Genomic DNA, 16,108 nt, shown 5'->3' with positions numbered 1-16,108 from the left:
CGTGATTTAGTCAAGCCTGCGTAAGCTTAAGCTAAGCATACCGGGGGACACCCGGCCGTGAGTAGCTTCGCTGCAGCTGCGCTTTAGCGCTGCTTCGTGAAATACCGGAGAGCCCTTGAAAGCGCCGTGCCCTTTTGCAGTCAGCTGCAGCTGGGCAGAATAAGCTTGAGAAAGGAGGCACATTGGGATGACACAACCACTTGCCGGTCAGACGGCACTCGTGACCGGAGCTTCCCGCGGGATTGGCAGAAGCATTGCGCTTTCGCTTGCGAAAGCAGGAGCGAATGTAGCTGTTAACTTTGCCGGTAATGAAGCAGCCGCTGCAGAAGTTGTTCGTGAGATCGAAGCCATGGGCGTCAGTGCCCTTGCCATCAAAGCTCATGTAGGTGACAGCAGCCAGTTCGAGACCATGGTCAAACAAGTGATTGAAGCTTGGGGCCGAATTGATATTCTCGTGAATAACGCAGGAATTACCAGAGATAATCTTATTATGCGTATGAAGGAAGAAGAGTTCGATCAGGTAATTGAGACGAATCTGAAGGGCGTATTTAATGGAATCAAATCCGTTACCCGTCCGATGATGAAGCAGCGCTCAGGCCGGATTATTAACATTTCTTCTGTTGTCGGCGTTCTTGGAAATGCGGGTCAAGCCAATTACGTAGCCGCTAAAGCGGGGGTAATCGGACTGACGAAATCTTCCGCGCGTGAGCTGGCATCCCGTAATATTACGGTGAACTGTGTGGCACCAGGATTTATTGATACGGATATGACTGGGGAATTGCCGGAAGAGATTCGTACCAAAATGCTTGGAGAAATTCCGCTGGCACGTCTTGGCAAGCCGGAGGAAATCGCTAATGTGGTTCTGTTCCTGGCATCAGAAGCCGCTTCTTACATGACAGGACAGACCCTTCATGTAGATGGCGGAATGTACATGTAGGCTGCTTCGCAAGAGCGATATATCGTTAAAGCGGGTTTTTAAAACGGCCTCTATGGCATTTTAAGTTTAATTCTCGTATAATACCAAAGAGGAGGTGAACCGGATGTCCGATGTATTGGAGCGTGTAAAACGCATCGTAGTTGATCGCTTGGGTGCTGATGAAGCCGAAGTAACACTTGAAGCTTCTTTCAAAGAGGACCTTGGTGCTGATTCGCTCGATGTCGTTGAATTGGTTATGGAATTGGAAGATGAATTCGATCTTGAAATTTCAGATGAAGATGCAGAGAAGATAACGACCGTAGGTGAAGTTGTAAATTACATACAATCTCATACCTAAGTCATTTAAGTCCCGTACCTTGTTTATTCAGGCGGGACTTCTCCTCATCTTGGCAGAAACTCTCAATGATTGTATTCATTGATATTTTATATTACACATGAAGTCTATACGAGGTGAATGTGTTTGAAGCATAGAGTAGTTATAACAGGCATGGGAGTCATGACTTCCCTTGGCAAAGATTTGGACACGTTCTGGAACAGCCTGGTTAGCGGGAAATCCGGCGTATCGCGCATCGAGTCTTTTGATGTCAGCGATTATACAACCCAAATTGCGGCTTCGGTGAAAGATTTCAATCCTGAAGAATATTTCGACCGTAAAGAAGCTAGAAAAATGGACAGGTTTGTCCAGTTCGCCATTGCAGCAGGTTCCGAAGCCATGAAGGACAGCGGAATCGAGATTGGATCGAACACAGATGCAGAACGTATCGGTGTATCCATCGGCTCAGGGATTGGCGGTCTTGGAACCTGGGAAGATCAACATAATGTTTTGCTGGAAAAAGGACCTAAACGCGTAAGCCCTTTCTTTATTCCGATGATGATCGCCAATATGGGCTCAGGCCAAATGTCGATCATGTTCGGAGCTAAAGGACCGAATACCACTCAGGTAACCGCTTGTGCGACAGGAACCCATTCCATAGGAGATTCATTCCGCATTATTCAGCGCGGCGACGCCGACGTCATGATCTGCGGTGGAGCTGAAGCGACCATTCGCCCTACGGGAATGGCCGGATTCTGTGCGATGCGTGCCATGTCTACACGTAATGACGAGCCTGAGAAGGCAAGCCGCCCATTTGATACAGGCCGTGATGGCTTCGTCATGGGCGAGGGGGCCGGAATTCTTATTCTTGAATCCCTGGAGCATGCACAGAAGCGCGGAGCTAAGATCTATGCCGAAGTCATCGGTTACGGACTTAGCGCGGATGCTCATCATATGACGGAGCCGGATCCGGACGGTGCTGCGCGCTGTATGCGTATGGCCATTCGGGATGCCGGGCTGAATCCGGAGGATATCGATTATATTAATGCGCATGGTACTTCAACTCCGGTGGGTGACCGTTCCGAGACGCTCGCTGTGAAGAAAGCGCTTGGCGACCATGCTTATAAAGTAGCTATCAGCTCGACCAAGTCTATGACCGGGCATCTGCTTGGAGCTGCCGGAGGCGTTGAAGCCGTGATTTGTGGTCTGTCCTTGCAGAACGGGGTTATTGCACCTACGATCAATCTTGAAGATCAAGATCCGGAGTGCGATTTGGATTATGTACCTAATGAACCAAGACAAGCCGATTTAAAGATTGCAATGTCCAACTCCTTTGGGTTTGGTGGCCATAATGCCACGATTATCCTGAAGAAATTCGATGCATAAGGAGTCAGTCTGTTGAGTGGAGATCTGAAGCAGTTACAACAAAAACTTCAAATTCAATTCCAGAACCGACAATTGTTGAAACAGGCATTTACTCACGCTTCCTATGTAAACGAACACCGGTTCAGCCAGCATGAGGACAACGAGCGACTCGAATTTTTGGGCGACGCGGTGCTTGAGCTGACCGTCTCGGAATATCTTTACAATCTATTTCCGAATCGGCCTGAAGGCGAGTTAACGAAGCAGCGCGCAGCGATTGTCTGTGAGCCTTCTCTGGTTAAATTTGCCGAAGCTCTCGAGTTCGGGAATTATGTTCTGCTTGGTAAAGGAGAAGAACTAACCGGTGGGCGTACGCGTCCGGCACTTCTTGCGGACGTATTTGAGTCTTTTGTCGGTGCGCTTTATTTGGATCAGGGGCTTGAGGCAGTTACTGCCTTCCTGGACAAGCATGTGTTCACTCAGGTGGTCTTAAACGGAAAGCTTCAGGTAACAGATTATAAGACAGAACTTCAGGAGCTGACCCAGCATCATAATCTGGGCGCGCTTGAATACCGGATTATTGAGGAGCGGGGCCCTGCGCATGAGCGGGAATTCGTCTCGGAGGTATTCATGGACGGAAAGAGTCTCGGCCAAGGGAGCGGGCGCTCCAAGAAAGAGGCTGAGCAGCAAGCCGCGGCTGTTGCGCTGGAGCGTTTAAGAGTACAAGAGTAGTTAGATGGATTGAACTAAAGACTGTGTGATCGATTTCCTACCGCAATAAGCGGTTGCCAGAATCTAAACATTCATTTCTTTAGTTCATTCCATATAGATGGACTTAAAAGATTCTTTTTATTAAATGGCAGACCAAGGTAGCGATACCGGGTCTGCCATTTTTAGTTATCCGTATACGGATATCAGTGGAAAAATGTTGATACAAGCGGGTTTACTGGGTGATTTGATAGGTCACAGCCGAACCTTAATTATGTTACAATAGGCGGTAGAGGTGATAGTGCACGTATGTTTTTGAAGAGAATTGAACTAGCGGGTTTCAAGTCGTTCGCGGATCGCACGGAAATGGAATTTGTGCGGGGAATAACTGCGGTTGTTGGCCCGAACGGGAGCGGTAAGAGCAACATATCTGATGGTATTCGCTGGGTGCTCGGTGAACAGAGTGCCAAGTCGCTGCGCGGGGGCAAGATGGAAGACATTATTTTCGCCGGTAGTGATGCCAGAAAGGCAGTCGGATACGGAGAAGTATCGCTTACGCTGGATAATACGGACCAGGCGCTTCCTTTGGATTTCAACGAAGTTACGGTGACCCGGAGAGTTCATCGTAGCGGAGATAGTGAATATTTGATTAACAAGCAATCCTGCCGGCTTAAGGATATCACTGAGCTGTTCATGGACACAGGGATTGGTAAAGAGGCTTACTCCATTATTGGACAAGGCCGAATTGAAGAAATATTAAGTACTCGATCCGAAGACCGGAGAGGAATATTTGAGGAAGCTTCCGGTATTGTGAAATATAAGTCCCGTAAGAAGGATGCGAGGAAGAAGTTAGAGGAGACCGAGACGAATCTGCTTCGTATTCATGATTTGGTCAGCGAACTTGAAGATCAGATCGGGCCGCTGAAGGAACAGTCCGAGAAAGCCATTCATTATAAGGAACTGCGTGAGCAGCTTAAGCATAAAGAGATTTCCATGTATATTTATCAAATCGATCAGATCCACACTTCTTGGAGCGAAGCGAATACTAAGCTAGCTAAGCTGCGTGAAGAGCAGCTTGCCTTGTCCACGATTGTGTCTGCTCATGACGCTACGCTGGAGAAGGAACGGTCCGAGCTGCGTGTAATTGAGGAAGAGATTGAAGCTTTGCAGGGGCAGCTTCTGGAATATAGTCAGAGCTATGAGAAAAATGAAGGTTATGGTGGGCTGCTGAAGGAGCGCGCCAAGAACTTAATGCAGAATCGGCAGCAGCTGATTGATTCTATCGCGGCCAGTGAGGAACGATATAATCAGCGTGCGCTCGAACTAAAAGCCATGTCGGATAAATACTCGGAATCGGACCGAATGCTGACAGAGCTTCGTGCATTATTGTCTGCTGAGGAAGCGAAGCTGCTTGGAGTGACTGGCGGAATCAGTCAGGCGCAGGAGGAAGCCCTTAAGGGAGACCTGCTGGAGATCATGAATCAAATTGCGCAGGCGCGCAATGAGATCCGCTATGCAGACCAGCAGAAAGAAGGCGTTGTCCGCCGGATGGAGCGGGCAGAGACGGAAGGCACGAAGTGGCGGGACGAGCAGCAGAAGCTGGCTGAGAGGAAAGCGGAGCTTAGCGGCAAGCTGGAGAAGATGGCCAAAGAGATCGCCGAGGTTCGTAAAAGCTACATATCGGAAAGCGAACGGCTCCATTCTCTGCAAAAGCTGACGGAAGAGAGCCGGGACGGTCTCCGGAAATGGGAGCAAAAGCGCGAAGCCTTGGTATCCCGCCGGGATACGATGAAGGAGATGCAGGATGATTTTGACGGCTTCGCGCTAGGGGTTAAGGAAGTGCTTAAAGCCTCGCGCAAAGGAACGCTGGCTGGCGTACATGGTGCGGTAGCTGAGCTGATCCGGGTGCCCGAGAAGCTGGAAATTGCGGTGGAGACAGCGCTGGGCGCCGCCATGCAGCATGTGGTCATGGAGAATGAAGCGGTATCACGCCAGGCGATTGCTTTTCTAAAACAGCGTCAATTGGGACGTGCGACCTTCCTGCCGCTGGATGTCATCCGCCCGCGTCAAATCTCCGCTTCAGATAAGCGGACGATGGAAGATGCAGAAGGATTCGTAGGGATTGGAGCGGAGCTGGTTGGATTTGAGCCGCGGTACGCCGACATTGTCGGCAGCCTGCTGGGGAATGTGGTATTTGCGGATACGCTTGAGCATGCCAACCGGATGGCAGCCAAAAGCCAGTATCGGTTCAGAGTAGTTACTCTGGAAGGCGATGTGGTTAACGCAGGTGGTTCGATGACTGGGGGCAGTCAGCACCGCAAGAACAGCAATCTGCTTGGCCGCAGCCGTCAGCTTGAACAGCTGGATAGCGACATCCGCCAAAGTGAGACGATGATTACGAAACTGCGGAGCAGTATGGAAGAAGTTAGAGGACAAATCGCTCAGCTGGAGACAGACTTGGAGAAATTAAGAGAATCCGGAGATCGCATGCGTGCAGAGGAACAGACGGTGGCTGGCGATCTCAAACAGGTGGAGCATGAGTATCGCCATGTGTCTGAGCAGTTCGAGCTGTATGGTCAAGAGAAGGGTCATTATGTTAAAGAGATGGAAGAACTGGATAAAAGCAAGGCGGAGGCGGAGCAGAAGCTTAAAGAGCTGGCTGCCGACCAGCAGTCCAAGCATGATTCTATCCAGGCGGCTGAATTCGCCCGGAAAGCGAACGAATCTGCCAAGGAAGAGCTTCAGACTCAGCTTACCGAGCTCAAAGTAAAGGAAGGCAAGCTGGATCAGGAGTGCCTTTCCCTTCGGGAGCAGCTCAGCAGACAGCAGGCAGAGTTCAATGCCCAGGAGAAAGAGCTGGAGCAAAACCGCCGAATTCTAAGCTCCATTGAAAATGATCTCAAAGAGAATGAAGCACAAAGTGTTCGCCAGATTGAGGATCTGAACGATTATAAATTAAAGAAAAGCCGTACCAGTGAACGGCTGGACTTGCAGCGGGCTTCCCGAAGCGCACTGATGAAGAAGCTTGAAGAAGGAGAGAGCGAGACCAAGGATCAACGGGCAGCGCTGAAGTCGGTGGATGAGCAGTTGCTCCAGACCGAGATTCAGGCTAACCGTCTTGATGTCGAGCTCGATAATATTCTGAAGAAGCTGAGCGAAGACTATGAGCTCTCTTATGAAAGAGCCAAGCAGCGCTACACCATTCCAGAAGATATAACCCTTACCCAGTCTGAGGTTAAAGAGCTTAAGCGAAGTATTGCTGCCCTTGGGGAAGTCAATCTGGGAGCTATTGAGGAATTCCAGCGGGTATCCGAGCGTTATGAATTCCTGAGCATTCAGAAGAATGATCTCGTTGAAGCGAAGACAACACTCTATCAAGTAATCCGCGAGATGGATGATGAAATGTCCAAGCGTTTCAAGCTTACCTTTGATGCAATCCGCCGAGAATTTGGCACTGTCTTTACCAAATTGTTCGGAGGCGGAAGTGCAGATCTGGTTCTGCTCGATCCCACGAACCTGCTGGAGACAGGAATTGATATCGTGGCCCAGCCGCCGGGTAAGAAGCTGCAGAATCTGCAGCTGCTGTCGGGTGGTGAGCGTGCCCTTACTGCAATGGCACTCTTATTCGCCATTCTTCAAGTCAAACCCGTTCCCTTCTGTGTTCTGGACGAGGTGGAAGCCGCGCTGGATGAAGCGAACGTCATCAGGTTCGCCCAGTACCTGCGCGAATTCTCGGAGCAGACCCAGTTCATCGTGGTGACCCACCGCAAAGGTACGATGGAGGAAGCCGATGTCCTATACGGTGTCACTATGGAAGAGGGCGGCGTTTCGAAGCTCGTATCCGTAAGACTTGAAGATGACGAGGCGGAAATTGCTTAGAGGTGACTGGCGTGCCATAATAGAGGAAGACGATTAAAGTCTGCCGATAAAAAGCACAGTCCGAGAAATTTTGAACTTTTGGAATTAAAAAGCACAGTCCGAGAAACTTTGGGCTTCCGATCGCTGTTATCTTCGGATTTCCTGATTGTATACAACCACGGGGTTGAAATCCGAAGATAAAGGCGAGCGCTGACGCTTCTACAGCTCCAAACTTTCTCTACCTGCTTACAATTTCCCATCCATTAATCAAGGGTGGGATAATAATGAAAGAGCGGTTCCTTCGGGTAACCGCTCTTATCTACAAGGCAACAGCATACGCACTTAGTTACACAAGTGCTCATGAAAGAGCAGCAGTAAAGCGAATCCCGTAGGGAGAGCGGGCAAACGTACGACAGTCACATGAACGCTCCCAAAACGCAGGCAGTTGAGCGGGTCCCGTAGGGACGGCAAGCGGCTCAGTGCACATAGTGAGCTAAGTCCGGGCAGGAGCGCCGTAGTAAAGCGGGTCCCAAAGGGACGGCAAGCGACTCCCCCCTCTATAAGTCACACGGGTGCCAACAAAACAACCACACACTCCAAACCTTTCGGGTGTCCAGAGGGAAGTCCCTCTGGGGCCCTCCCTATTAGGGAGGGTTTGGGAGGGTAAAACAAGTGTAAAGGAGAATTCCATCTGTGAGTTTTTTCAAAAAATTAAAAGAGAGCATTGCAGCAAAAACAGAATCGGTTACCAAACAGTTCAAGGAAGGACTGGAGAAGAGCCGGAAGGGCTTTGTTGAGAAGGTCGCTGAACTTGTAACCCGCCGGAAGAAGATTGATGAAGAGTTCTTTGAAGAATTGGAAGAGATTCTAATTGGGGCCGATGTGGGCGTAAATACGGTCCTGCAGCTGATTGACGATCTGCGCAGTGAAGTGAAGAAACGCAAAATTGAAGACGCGGCTGAACTTCAGCCTATTCTGTCCGAGAAGATTCAGGAGCTGCTTCGCGGCGATGAGGATAACAGCATCCGTATGAATCCGGATGGAATTACGGTCATCTTGTTCGTCGGTGTAAATGGTGTAGGAAAGACAACTACAATTGGCAAGCTTGCCCATCACTACAAGCAGGAAGGCAAGAAGGTTCTTATGGCTGCTGGGGATACATTCCGTGCCGGTGCTATAGAACAACTCGAAGTATGGGGTCAGCGTGTGGGCGTAGAGGTGATCAAGCAGCAGGCAGGTTCAGACCCGGCGGCTGTTATGTTCGACGCAGTTCAAGCGGCCAAACAGCGCGGTGCAGATATTCTGTTGTGCGATACGGCAGGCCGTCTGCAGAACAAGTCCAACCTCATGGAAGAGCTCAACAAAATTTACCGCGTCATTCAGCGCGAAATCCCGGATGCGCCGCATGAGGTGCTAATGGTGCTCGATGCCACAACCGGTCAGAACGCGCTGAGCCAAGCTAAGCTGTTCGGGGAGAAGAGCGGGGTAACCGGCCTTGTTCTCACGAAGCTTGACGGAACGGCCAAAGGCGGGATCGTGGTGGCTATCCGCCAAGAACTGAGTCTGCCTGTGAAGCTGGTCGGCCTGGGTGAGAAAATGGAAGATCTACAGAAATTTGATTCTGAACAGTTCGTTCATGGACTATTCTCCGGCATACTGAAGGAAGAGACAGAGGAGTCTGAAGTCCAGTCCTAAAAAAGGAGGAATAACAATGGCCAACACTCATACCTACCCGCGCAGGGAAGAAATTGCGAATGCGATTACTCATGGCATCGGGGCTTTGTTAAGCGTGGCGGCACTTGTGCTTCTCATTGTATTTTCAAGTATGAAAGGAACGGCTTGGCATGTGGTCAGCTTCACGATCTATGGTGTGAGTATGCTGCTTCTATACACAAGCTCAACGCTGGTACACAGCTTTAAAGAAGGCAAGCTGAAGGATCTGTTCGAGTTCTTTGACCATTCATCCATTTATGTGTACATCGCTGGAACATATACTCCCTTTATGCTGGTAGCCATTCGTGGTTCGCTCGGGTGGACCTTGTTTAGCATAGTATGGGCGATTGCCCTGCTGGGTGTTTTGTTTAAAGCTTATTTTGTGAAAAGATTTCTGTTCCTCTCGACAGTATTCTATCTCCTGATGGGTTGGTTAATCGTTATTGCCTGGGGGCCATTAACCGCAGCCATCCCGGGAATGGGAATCAACTTGCTTGTCATCGGCGGTTTATTGTATACGCTCGGCACCGTATTCTATGTATGGAGGGCGTTTCCTTATCACCATGCGATCTGGCATTTGTTTGTACTGGCGGGAAGTGTGCTGCATTTCTTCACGATTTTGCTGTATTTATTGCCCGGGAATTAACCGGAATTAGAGTACAAAGAAGACAAGAAGATGTTAAGGGAAAAAGCTTGACATCTTCTTTTGTTTTCGTTATGATAAGGAACGTTGATGCACTGTAAAGTGTTTTTCCTTGACGGAGGGAGTGCCCGCTGTGAGTCAAGAGAATAGGCTAGAGAAGACGAATCGAGTAAATCTGTTATTCGACTTCTATGAACCGCTGCTTACTGAGAAGCAGCAGACTTTCCTGAAATATTATTTCCATGATGACTTCTCGCTGGGTGAGATTGCATCGGAATTTGAGATCAGCCGTCAGGCCGTGTATGAGCATATTAAGCGGGCTGAACAGATGCTGGAAGTATATGAAGACAAACTTGGACTGCTTCAGAAGCAGCAGCAGCGTCACGGAGAGCTTGAGAATCTGCGCCGGCTGCTGGAAGATAGCAACCTTACGGATGTACATAAAGAGACGGCTCTTGGCATGGTTCGCAGTATGCAGGAGTGGTGATCAGCAGAATCAGAATTGATACGGAGGTGACTAATTATGGCATTTGAAGGATTGACCAGCCGGTTGCAAAGCGTATTCAGCAAGCTGCGCGGTAAAGGCAAGGTATCGGAAGATGATGTGAATGAAGCCATGCGCGAGGTTCGCCTTGCCCTGCTTGAAGCGGACGTTAACTTTAAAGTGGTCAAAGAATTTATCGCCAAGGTGAAGGAGAAGGCCATCGGCAGTGATGTGATGGATAGTTTCACACCAGGAATGGTCATCATCGACATTGTTAACAAGGAATTAACGGATCTAATGGGCGGCAGCCAAGCGAAGCTGGCTAAGAGTAATAAGCCTCCAACCGTAATTATGATGGCGGGTCTCCAGGGTGCGGGTAAGACCACCACCTCGGCCAAGCTGGCCAAGCTTCTTCTGAAGCAGAATCACCGGCCGCTGCTTGTAGCAGGGGACATTTACAGACCGGCCGCGATCAAGCAGCTTCAGGTGCTCGGTGAGCAAATTGGGGTTCCGGTGTTTGCACTTGGTGATGGTGTTAATCCGGTTGAGATTGCCCGTCAGGCACTTCAGCATGCCAAGGATAACAGCAACGATTATCTGATTATTGATACGGCAGGCCGTCTGCATGTGGACGAGCAGCTGATGGAAGAGCTTCGTCAGATCCATGAAATCACCACGCCGGATGAAGTGTTGCTCGTTGTGGATGCAATGACAGGACAGGATGCTGTCAATGTAGCGGAGAGCTTCCACAGCCAGCTTGAGCTGACAGGGGTAGTTCTTACCAAGCTGGACGGGGACACCCGTGGTGGTGCGGCCTTGTCAGTCAAAGCTGTAACCGGCTGTCCGATTAAATTCGCAGCGCTTGGCGAGAAGATTGATGCGCTTGAGCCTTTCCATCCTGAGCGGATGGCTTCCCGGATTCTTGGTATGGGTGATATGCTCTCGCTCATTGAGAAGGCTCAGTCCAATATTGATGCCGAGAAAGCCAAGGAAATGGAGCGCAAGATGCGCAACGCCGAATTCACCTTCGACGATTTCCTCGAGCAGATGGATCAGGTGAAGAAGCTCGGACCTATCGATCAGATCATGGATATGATTCCAGGGATGGGCAAGGTCAAGCAGCTTAAGGACGTCAAGGTCGATGAGAAGCAGATGGGACGCGTTGAAGCCATTGTGCATTCGATGACTAAGCAGGAGAAGCAGAATCCGGACATGATTAATCATAACCGGCGTAAGCGGATCGCGCTTGGCAGCGGTACCTCGCTGGCTGATGTCAACCGGTTGATTAAGCAGTTTGACGAAATGCGCCGGATGATGAAGCAGTTCTCAGATATGATGGGCGGCCCTAAAGGCGGCAAGATGGCCAAAGCTATGAAGGGTATGAAAGGTCTGAAAGGCGGCGGGATGAAGTTTCCATTCCGTTAAGTCTTAGATATATATTTTATCCTATTTAAGGAGGTGAATTTCGTTGGCAACTCGTATTCGTTTGAAACGTATTGGTGCTCATAAAGCTCCTTTCTACCGTATCGTGGTTTCGAATTCCCGTTCCCCGCGTGACGGTCGCTTTATCGAGGAAATTGGTTACTACAATCCAGTCGCTGAGCCGGCTGTTGTAAATATCAATGAAGAAAAAGCATTGAAATGGCTTCAAGATGGTGCACAAGCATCTGACACTGTCCGTAACTTGCTTAGCAAAGCTGGTGTCCTCAAAAAGTTCCATGAACTTAAGAACCAGAAATAATTGCTGATTCGGAGGGTCCTCTTATGGAACAATTAGTCTGCGTAATTGCGAAGGCTTTAGTTGATCATCCGGAAGATGTGCGTGTGAACGTTGTGGAGAAAGAGCAGCTTGTTATCTTTGAACTTTCCGTACATCCAGACGATGTAGGGAAAGTCATTGGCAAGCAGGGGCGAATCGCCAAGGCGCTTCGCACGGTTGTCACCTCTGCAGCAGTGAAGCTAGACAAACGGGTCACCGTGGACATTATGTCTTAAAAATATACGAAAGAGGGTTAGGATGCATTTCCTAGCCCTTTTTCGTACATGCTGAAGATTATACGTGTTCGCAGTTCTATAGATACACTTCAACTTTTTAAAGTTATATGCTCAGGAGGGAATTATGTCCGATTCATTGCTAACGGTTGGTAAAATCGTGAATACACACGGGATTCGCGGAGAGCTCAAAGTGCTGCTCAGTACAGATTTTCCGGAGGTGCGCTTCGCTCAGGGGAATCAGCTGATTATGGTACACCCGGAGACGAAACAGCAGATTAAAGCTACTATTGAGCAGTCTCGTCCCTCCAAACAGACATATCTCGTTAAGTTCAAAGAGTATGGAAATATCAATGAGGTTGAGAGATATAAGGGATGGGATTTGAAAGTTACCAAAGACCAAACCATTGAACTACCAGAGAATGAGTATTACTTCCACGAAATTATCGGCTGCACGGTAGTAACGGAAGAGGGGGAGGAACTGGGAGTGATTGATGAGATCCTCCGTCCGGGGGCCAATGACGTATGGGTCGTGAAGACACCGGCTCGTAAGCAAATCCTCATTCCTGTAATTGATGATGTAGTTCTGGATGTGAACGTCAAAGACAAGCTGGTTAAGGTGCATTTAATGGAAGGACTGTTGTAAATGCGCGTTGATGTACTGACTTTATTTCCGGAAATGTTCGCCGGGGTCTTTGGCTCCAGTATTTTGGGTAAGGCTCAAGATAAGGGGATTATTCGGTTGAACGCGGTGAACTTCAGGGAATACTCGGGCAATAAGCATAACATGGTTGATGATACTCCTTATGGCGGGGGTGGGGGGATGGTGCTGAAGCCTGAGCCCATATTCAATGCCGTAGAAAGCTTGCTTGAAGCCGATTCTTCCGGGGAGCAATCCGAATCTCTTCGTCCGCCGAGAATCATCCTGATGTGCCCTCAAGGGGAGCCTTTCACACAGAAGAAAGCAGAAGAGCTCTCCCGCGAGGATCGCCTTATCTTTATTTGCGGACACTATGAAGGATATGACGAACGGATTCGGGAGCACCTGGTTACGGATGAACTTTCGATTGGAGACTATGTGCTGACGGGCGGTGAACTGCCTGCCATGGTGGTTATCGACAGTGTAGCCAGGCTGCTGCCCGGGGTGCTTGGAAATGAGACTAGTGCCATAACGGACTCCTTCAGTACGGGGCTGCTGGAATATCCGCATTACACGAGACCTGCTCAGTTCAGAGATTACAAGGTGCCTGATATCCTCTTAAGCGGACATCATGCGAATGTTGCCGATTGGAGACGCCGGGAAGCGCTCAGGCGCACCTGGCAGCGCCGTCCGGATCTGCTTGAGCATGCCGACCTGAATGCCAAAGATCTTAAATGGCTGGCTGAAATCAAACTTGAACAGCAATAACTAGGGAACCTCCATGAAAGCAGACATCTGCCTTTTTGGAGGTTTTTTAATGGAACGAGGTCCCTTATTGGTCCTTCTGCATAAAATAAAGAAGTATTTTGTTAAAGAAGGAGGGAAATAGGGTAATAAGATAATACAAACAGCAAATTACAAGCGAGGGATTAAGACATGATACCGGAAACGCAGCGGGAGCTGCCTACAATAGAAGTATTTATGGAACCTGAGAAAGAGTCGGAACAAAAGTTCACAGAGCCTTTCAAAACAGTAGATGATGTGCTTGCCTACTATGCGAATCGTAAATGAGTAAAGGAGGAGTCAGTATGTATGAGCTTACCGACACAATTCAGGCGGAGACAGACCGTATTATAGAGACTTTGCCAAATGAGTAAACGGTGGAGTATGGAACGGTTTAATTCAGATAATAAAAGATCATTTTCTTGACGGATCAAGGTCCGCCAGGAAAATGATCTTTTTAATTACGTAGACATACATTTAGTATACTTAAGCTTCGTATATTACTAATGAAGCCATGCTAACAAACCAGTTGAATCATGTTATTTGCTGCTTTTGTCAATCAATCGGAAGTCATCATAATGAAATCCTGGAGCTACAACACAAGATACCAAGACAGGTTCATCACCGAGCGGCTTGGCTGACTGCCATACCTTGGCAGGCACCAAGGCCTGAGGCGTCTGGCCATTCAGAATGTCGGGACCTAGAATAATTTCTTGAGTTTTGTCAGGCTGGTCGCCATCTCCGCCCAAGGTTAGCAGAAGCGGGCTTCCCGAGTGCCACAGCCAGACTTCATCGGAGAGGACCGTGTGCCAATCCGAGGCTTCATCCGCGTGCAGCAGAAAATAAATAGAAGAGGCAGCATAGCGGGGGCCTGAGTATTCATCTCCAAGAAGCTGTTGAGGAATTTCAAAGGAAGCCTTCCATAATTCCTTATACCATCCGCCCTCCACGTGAGGGGATAATTGCAAAGCTTCGACCAGCGGGGAAAGCTGCTTTTCAGTCATGTTGAATTCCTTCTTTCCAAATAAGTTTCTAATCGTTATCCCTATTAATATACCGCTTTTAGGACGGATTGTCAGATGGTGCAGGCTTAGGAGGCGTTCTCATGTCGATCAAAACCGGTAAGCAGTACGTGGAGAATTTGAATAGGCTGAGCCCAGAGGTTTGGCTGCATGGGGCACCTATTCAAGGGAAGCTTTCGGACCATATGGCTTTTCGTGGTTTGATTCAGTCCCAGGCATCGCTGTATGATATGCAATTTGAGGAATCCTATAGGGATAAGATGACCTATATTTCTCCTGATACAGGAGATCGGGTCGGGTTATCTTTTCTGCATCCCACGAGCAAAACAGACTTAAGCAGACGCAGAGATATGATGTCACTATGGGCTGAGAGGCATCACGGCTTCCTGGGGCGTTCTCCCGACTATATGAACACCGCCCTCATGGCTTTCTCGGGTGCCGCCGATTTACTTGCTGGCAGCAACCCTCAATTTGCTGAGAATCTCAAAAATTATTATGTCTACTGCCGTGAGAATGATATCACCTTGTCCCATGGCTTTATCCAGTCCAAAGTAAGCAGGCTGTCAGCCATGCTGGATAACGGAAGCGAATCGTCAGCCGCGCGGGTTCACGAGATTACTCCAGATGGGTATTTGGTGAGCGGAGCCTTTCTGTTAAACACACAGGGAGCTACGGCGGAAGAGCTGCTGATCTATCCCCAGCCTCCAACAACACTGGATCCTGTGAATCCGTATGCGTTCTTCTTTGCTGTTCCGAGCAACCTGAAGGGGATTAAGTTCATTTGCCGGGAGAACACGGTAATGGGCTCTTCCAAGTACGATTACCCGCTAAGCTCGCGTTACGAGGAGATGGATACGCTGGTCATTCTGGATCATGTATTAGTTCCGCATGACAGAATGTTTTTATATGGAGATGAGGAGCTATCTGAGAATTTTTTCGTACAAAGTCATTTCCATACGCACGTGTCGCATCAGATTCTGTGCCGATATATTGCCAAAACAGAATTCCTCATTGGTGTACTTGAATATTTGGCGGAATGTCAGGATAAGAGCATAGACCGATTGTTCATCGAAAAGGTCTCTGAAATTCTGATTGCACTCGAGACCCTGAAAGCCTTTGTTATTGCTTCCGAAGAGCAGTCCTCCATGGATGAGTGGGGAATCATGCTGCCGAGTCCGAAGCCGCTGTATGCGGCAAATGCCTGGTATCCCAAAGTCTATCCGCGAATTGTGGAGGCGATCCAGCTTCTGGGTTCCAGTGATCTGATTATGATTCCATCCGAGCAGGACTTTAACTCTCCCATCTCCCCTTATCTGGATAAGTATCTGCAAGGTGTAGATGTGGACGCGTACACGAAGGTGCATTTATTCAGACTGGCTTGGGAGCTGAGCCTCAGTGCTTTCGGCGGAAGGCAGAGCCAATATGAACGTTTCTTCTTCGGGAGCCCTGGGACACTCACGGAGCGGATTTATGCCAATCTGTCGGATAGAGAAAAGTATATCAATATAGTGAAACAATGGATGAAGCATAAATAATGACGTGATTTTTTCGGGGCGCTAAAGTTCTTGCTATACATGCTTTAGTATGATACAATTGCATTTGTTGTGAATTCGGTGGTCCTCTGCGGATAATGATGAAGAACATAGGATTTCT

Annotated in this window: 16 protein-coding genes; 15 read left to right on the top strand and 1 reads right to left on the bottom strand. The window is 48.9% G+C overall.

Annotation, left to right across the window (positions count from 1 at the left end):
* Nucleotides 1-187 precede the first annotated feature (187 nt).
* From fabG to ACEN86_RS13725, 14 genes are all read left to right on the top strand, one after another.
* Complete coding sequence (gene fabG / locus ACEN86_RS13790) at nt 188-937, top strand: 3-oxoacyl-[acyl-carrier-protein] reductase (protein ID WP_495631187.1); 750 nt, start codon at nt 188-190, stop codon at nt 935-937.
* A gap of 103 nt (nt 938-1,040) precedes the next feature.
* On the top strand, nt 1,041-1,274 hold the full coding sequence (gene acpP / locus ACEN86_RS13785; RefSeq protein WP_024630176.1) for an acyl carrier protein: 234 nt from the start codon (nt 1,041-1,043) through the stop codon (nt 1,272-1,274).
* A 123-nt stretch (nt 1,275-1,397) separates the two neighbouring features.
* Nucleotides 1,398-2,636: a beta-ketoacyl-ACP synthase II gene (gene fabF, locus ACEN86_RS13780; RefSeq protein WP_495631186.1), complete on the top strand. Its 1,239-nt coding sequence runs from the start codon at nt 1,398-1,400 to the stop codon at nt 2,634-2,636.
* 12 nt (nt 2,637-2,648) lie between these two features.
* The gene (gene rnc, locus ACEN86_RS13775; RefSeq protein WP_127200707.1) at nt 2,649-3,344 is read left to right on the top strand and encodes a ribonuclease III; all 696 of its coding nucleotides are present in this window, start codon (nt 2,649-2,651) and stop codon (nt 3,342-3,344) included.
* A 285-nt stretch (nt 3,345-3,629) separates the two neighbouring features.
* Nucleotides 3,630-7,199 (top strand): chromosome segregation protein SMC, encoded by a 3,570-nt coding sequence (smc, locus tag ACEN86_RS13770; protein WP_495631185.1) that lies wholly within the window; start codon nt 3,630-3,632, stop codon nt 7,197-7,199.
* 672 nt (nt 7,200-7,871) lie between these two features.
* Nucleotides 7,872-8,873: a signal recognition particle-docking protein FtsY gene (gene ftsY, locus ACEN86_RS13765; RefSeq protein ID WP_495631184.1), complete on the top strand. Its 1,002-nt coding sequence runs from the start codon at nt 7,872-7,874 to the stop codon at nt 8,871-8,873.
* Nucleotides 8,874-8,889: 16 nt separating this feature from the next.
* Entirely contained in the window at nt 8,890-9,537 is a 648-nt protein-coding gene (gene trhA, locus ACEN86_RS13760) for a PAQR family membrane homeostasis protein TrhA (protein WP_495631183.1), read from the top strand.
* Nucleotides 9,538-9,667: 130 nt separating this feature from the next.
* A complete protein-coding gene (locus tag ACEN86_RS13755; protein WP_495631182.1) occupies nt 9,668-10,021 on the top strand; it encodes a putative DNA-binding protein in 354 nt (117 codons plus the stop codon).
* Nucleotides 10,022-10,057: 36 nt separating this feature from the next.
* The gene (gene ffh, locus ACEN86_RS13750; RefSeq protein WP_495631181.1) at nt 10,058-11,443 is read left to right on the top strand and encodes a signal recognition particle protein; all 1,386 of its coding nucleotides are present in this window, start codon (nt 10,058-10,060) and stop codon (nt 11,441-11,443) included.
* Nucleotides 11,444-11,486: 43 nt separating this feature from the next.
* Nucleotides 11,487-11,759 carry a 30S ribosomal protein S16 gene (rpsP, locus tag ACEN86_RS13745; RefSeq protein ID WP_127200713.1) on the top strand — a complete coding sequence of 91 codons (273 nt, stop codon included), beginning with the start codon at nt 11,487-11,489 and terminating at the stop codon, nt 11,757-11,759.
* 23 nt (nt 11,760-11,782) lie between these two features.
* Complete coding sequence (locus ACEN86_RS13740; protein WP_127200714.1) at nt 11,783-12,013, top strand: KH domain-containing protein; 231 nt, start codon at nt 11,783-11,785, stop codon at nt 12,011-12,013.
* Between the two features lie 124 nt (nt 12,014-12,137).
* Nucleotides 12,138-12,656 carry a ribosome maturation factor RimM gene (gene rimM, locus ACEN86_RS13735; protein WP_495631180.1) on the top strand — a complete coding sequence of 173 codons (519 nt, stop codon included), beginning with the start codon at nt 12,138-12,140 and terminating at the stop codon, nt 12,654-12,656.
* Nucleotides 12,657-13,418 carry a tRNA (guanosine(37)-N1)-methyltransferase TrmD gene (gene trmD / locus ACEN86_RS13730; protein WP_495631179.1) on the top strand — a complete coding sequence of 254 codons (762 nt, stop codon included), beginning with the start codon at nt 12,657-12,659 and terminating at the stop codon, nt 13,416-13,418.
* Nucleotides 13,419-13,586: 168 nt separating this feature from the next.
* Nucleotides 13,587-13,721 (top strand): hypothetical protein, encoded by a 135-nt coding sequence (locus ACEN86_RS13725; protein WP_495631178.1) that lies wholly within the window; start codon nt 13,587-13,589, stop codon nt 13,719-13,721.
* A 251-nt stretch (nt 13,722-13,972) separates the two neighbouring features.
* On the opposite strand, the gene ACEN86_RS13720 is transcribed toward ACEN86_RS13725, so the two are convergent.
* Nucleotides 13,973-14,437, bottom strand: a complete 465-nt coding sequence (locus ACEN86_RS13720) for a cupin domain-containing protein (protein ID WP_495631177.1) — start codon at nt 14,435-14,437, stop codon at nt 13,973-13,975.
* Between the two features lie 101 nt (nt 14,438-14,538).
* Here ACEN86_RS13720 and ACEN86_RS13715 point away from each other — a divergent pair, with 101 nt between their 5' ends.
* Entirely contained in the window at nt 14,539-15,990 is a 1,452-nt protein-coding gene (locus ACEN86_RS13715; protein WP_495631176.1) for a 4-hydroxyphenylacetate 3-hydroxylase family protein, read from the top strand.
* Nucleotides 15,991-16,108 lie beyond the last annotated feature (118 nt).

It is taken from the genome of Paenibacillus sp. Paensp111 (assembly GCF_059492195.1).
This window is presented reverse-complemented; position numbering and strand designations above follow the sequence as displayed.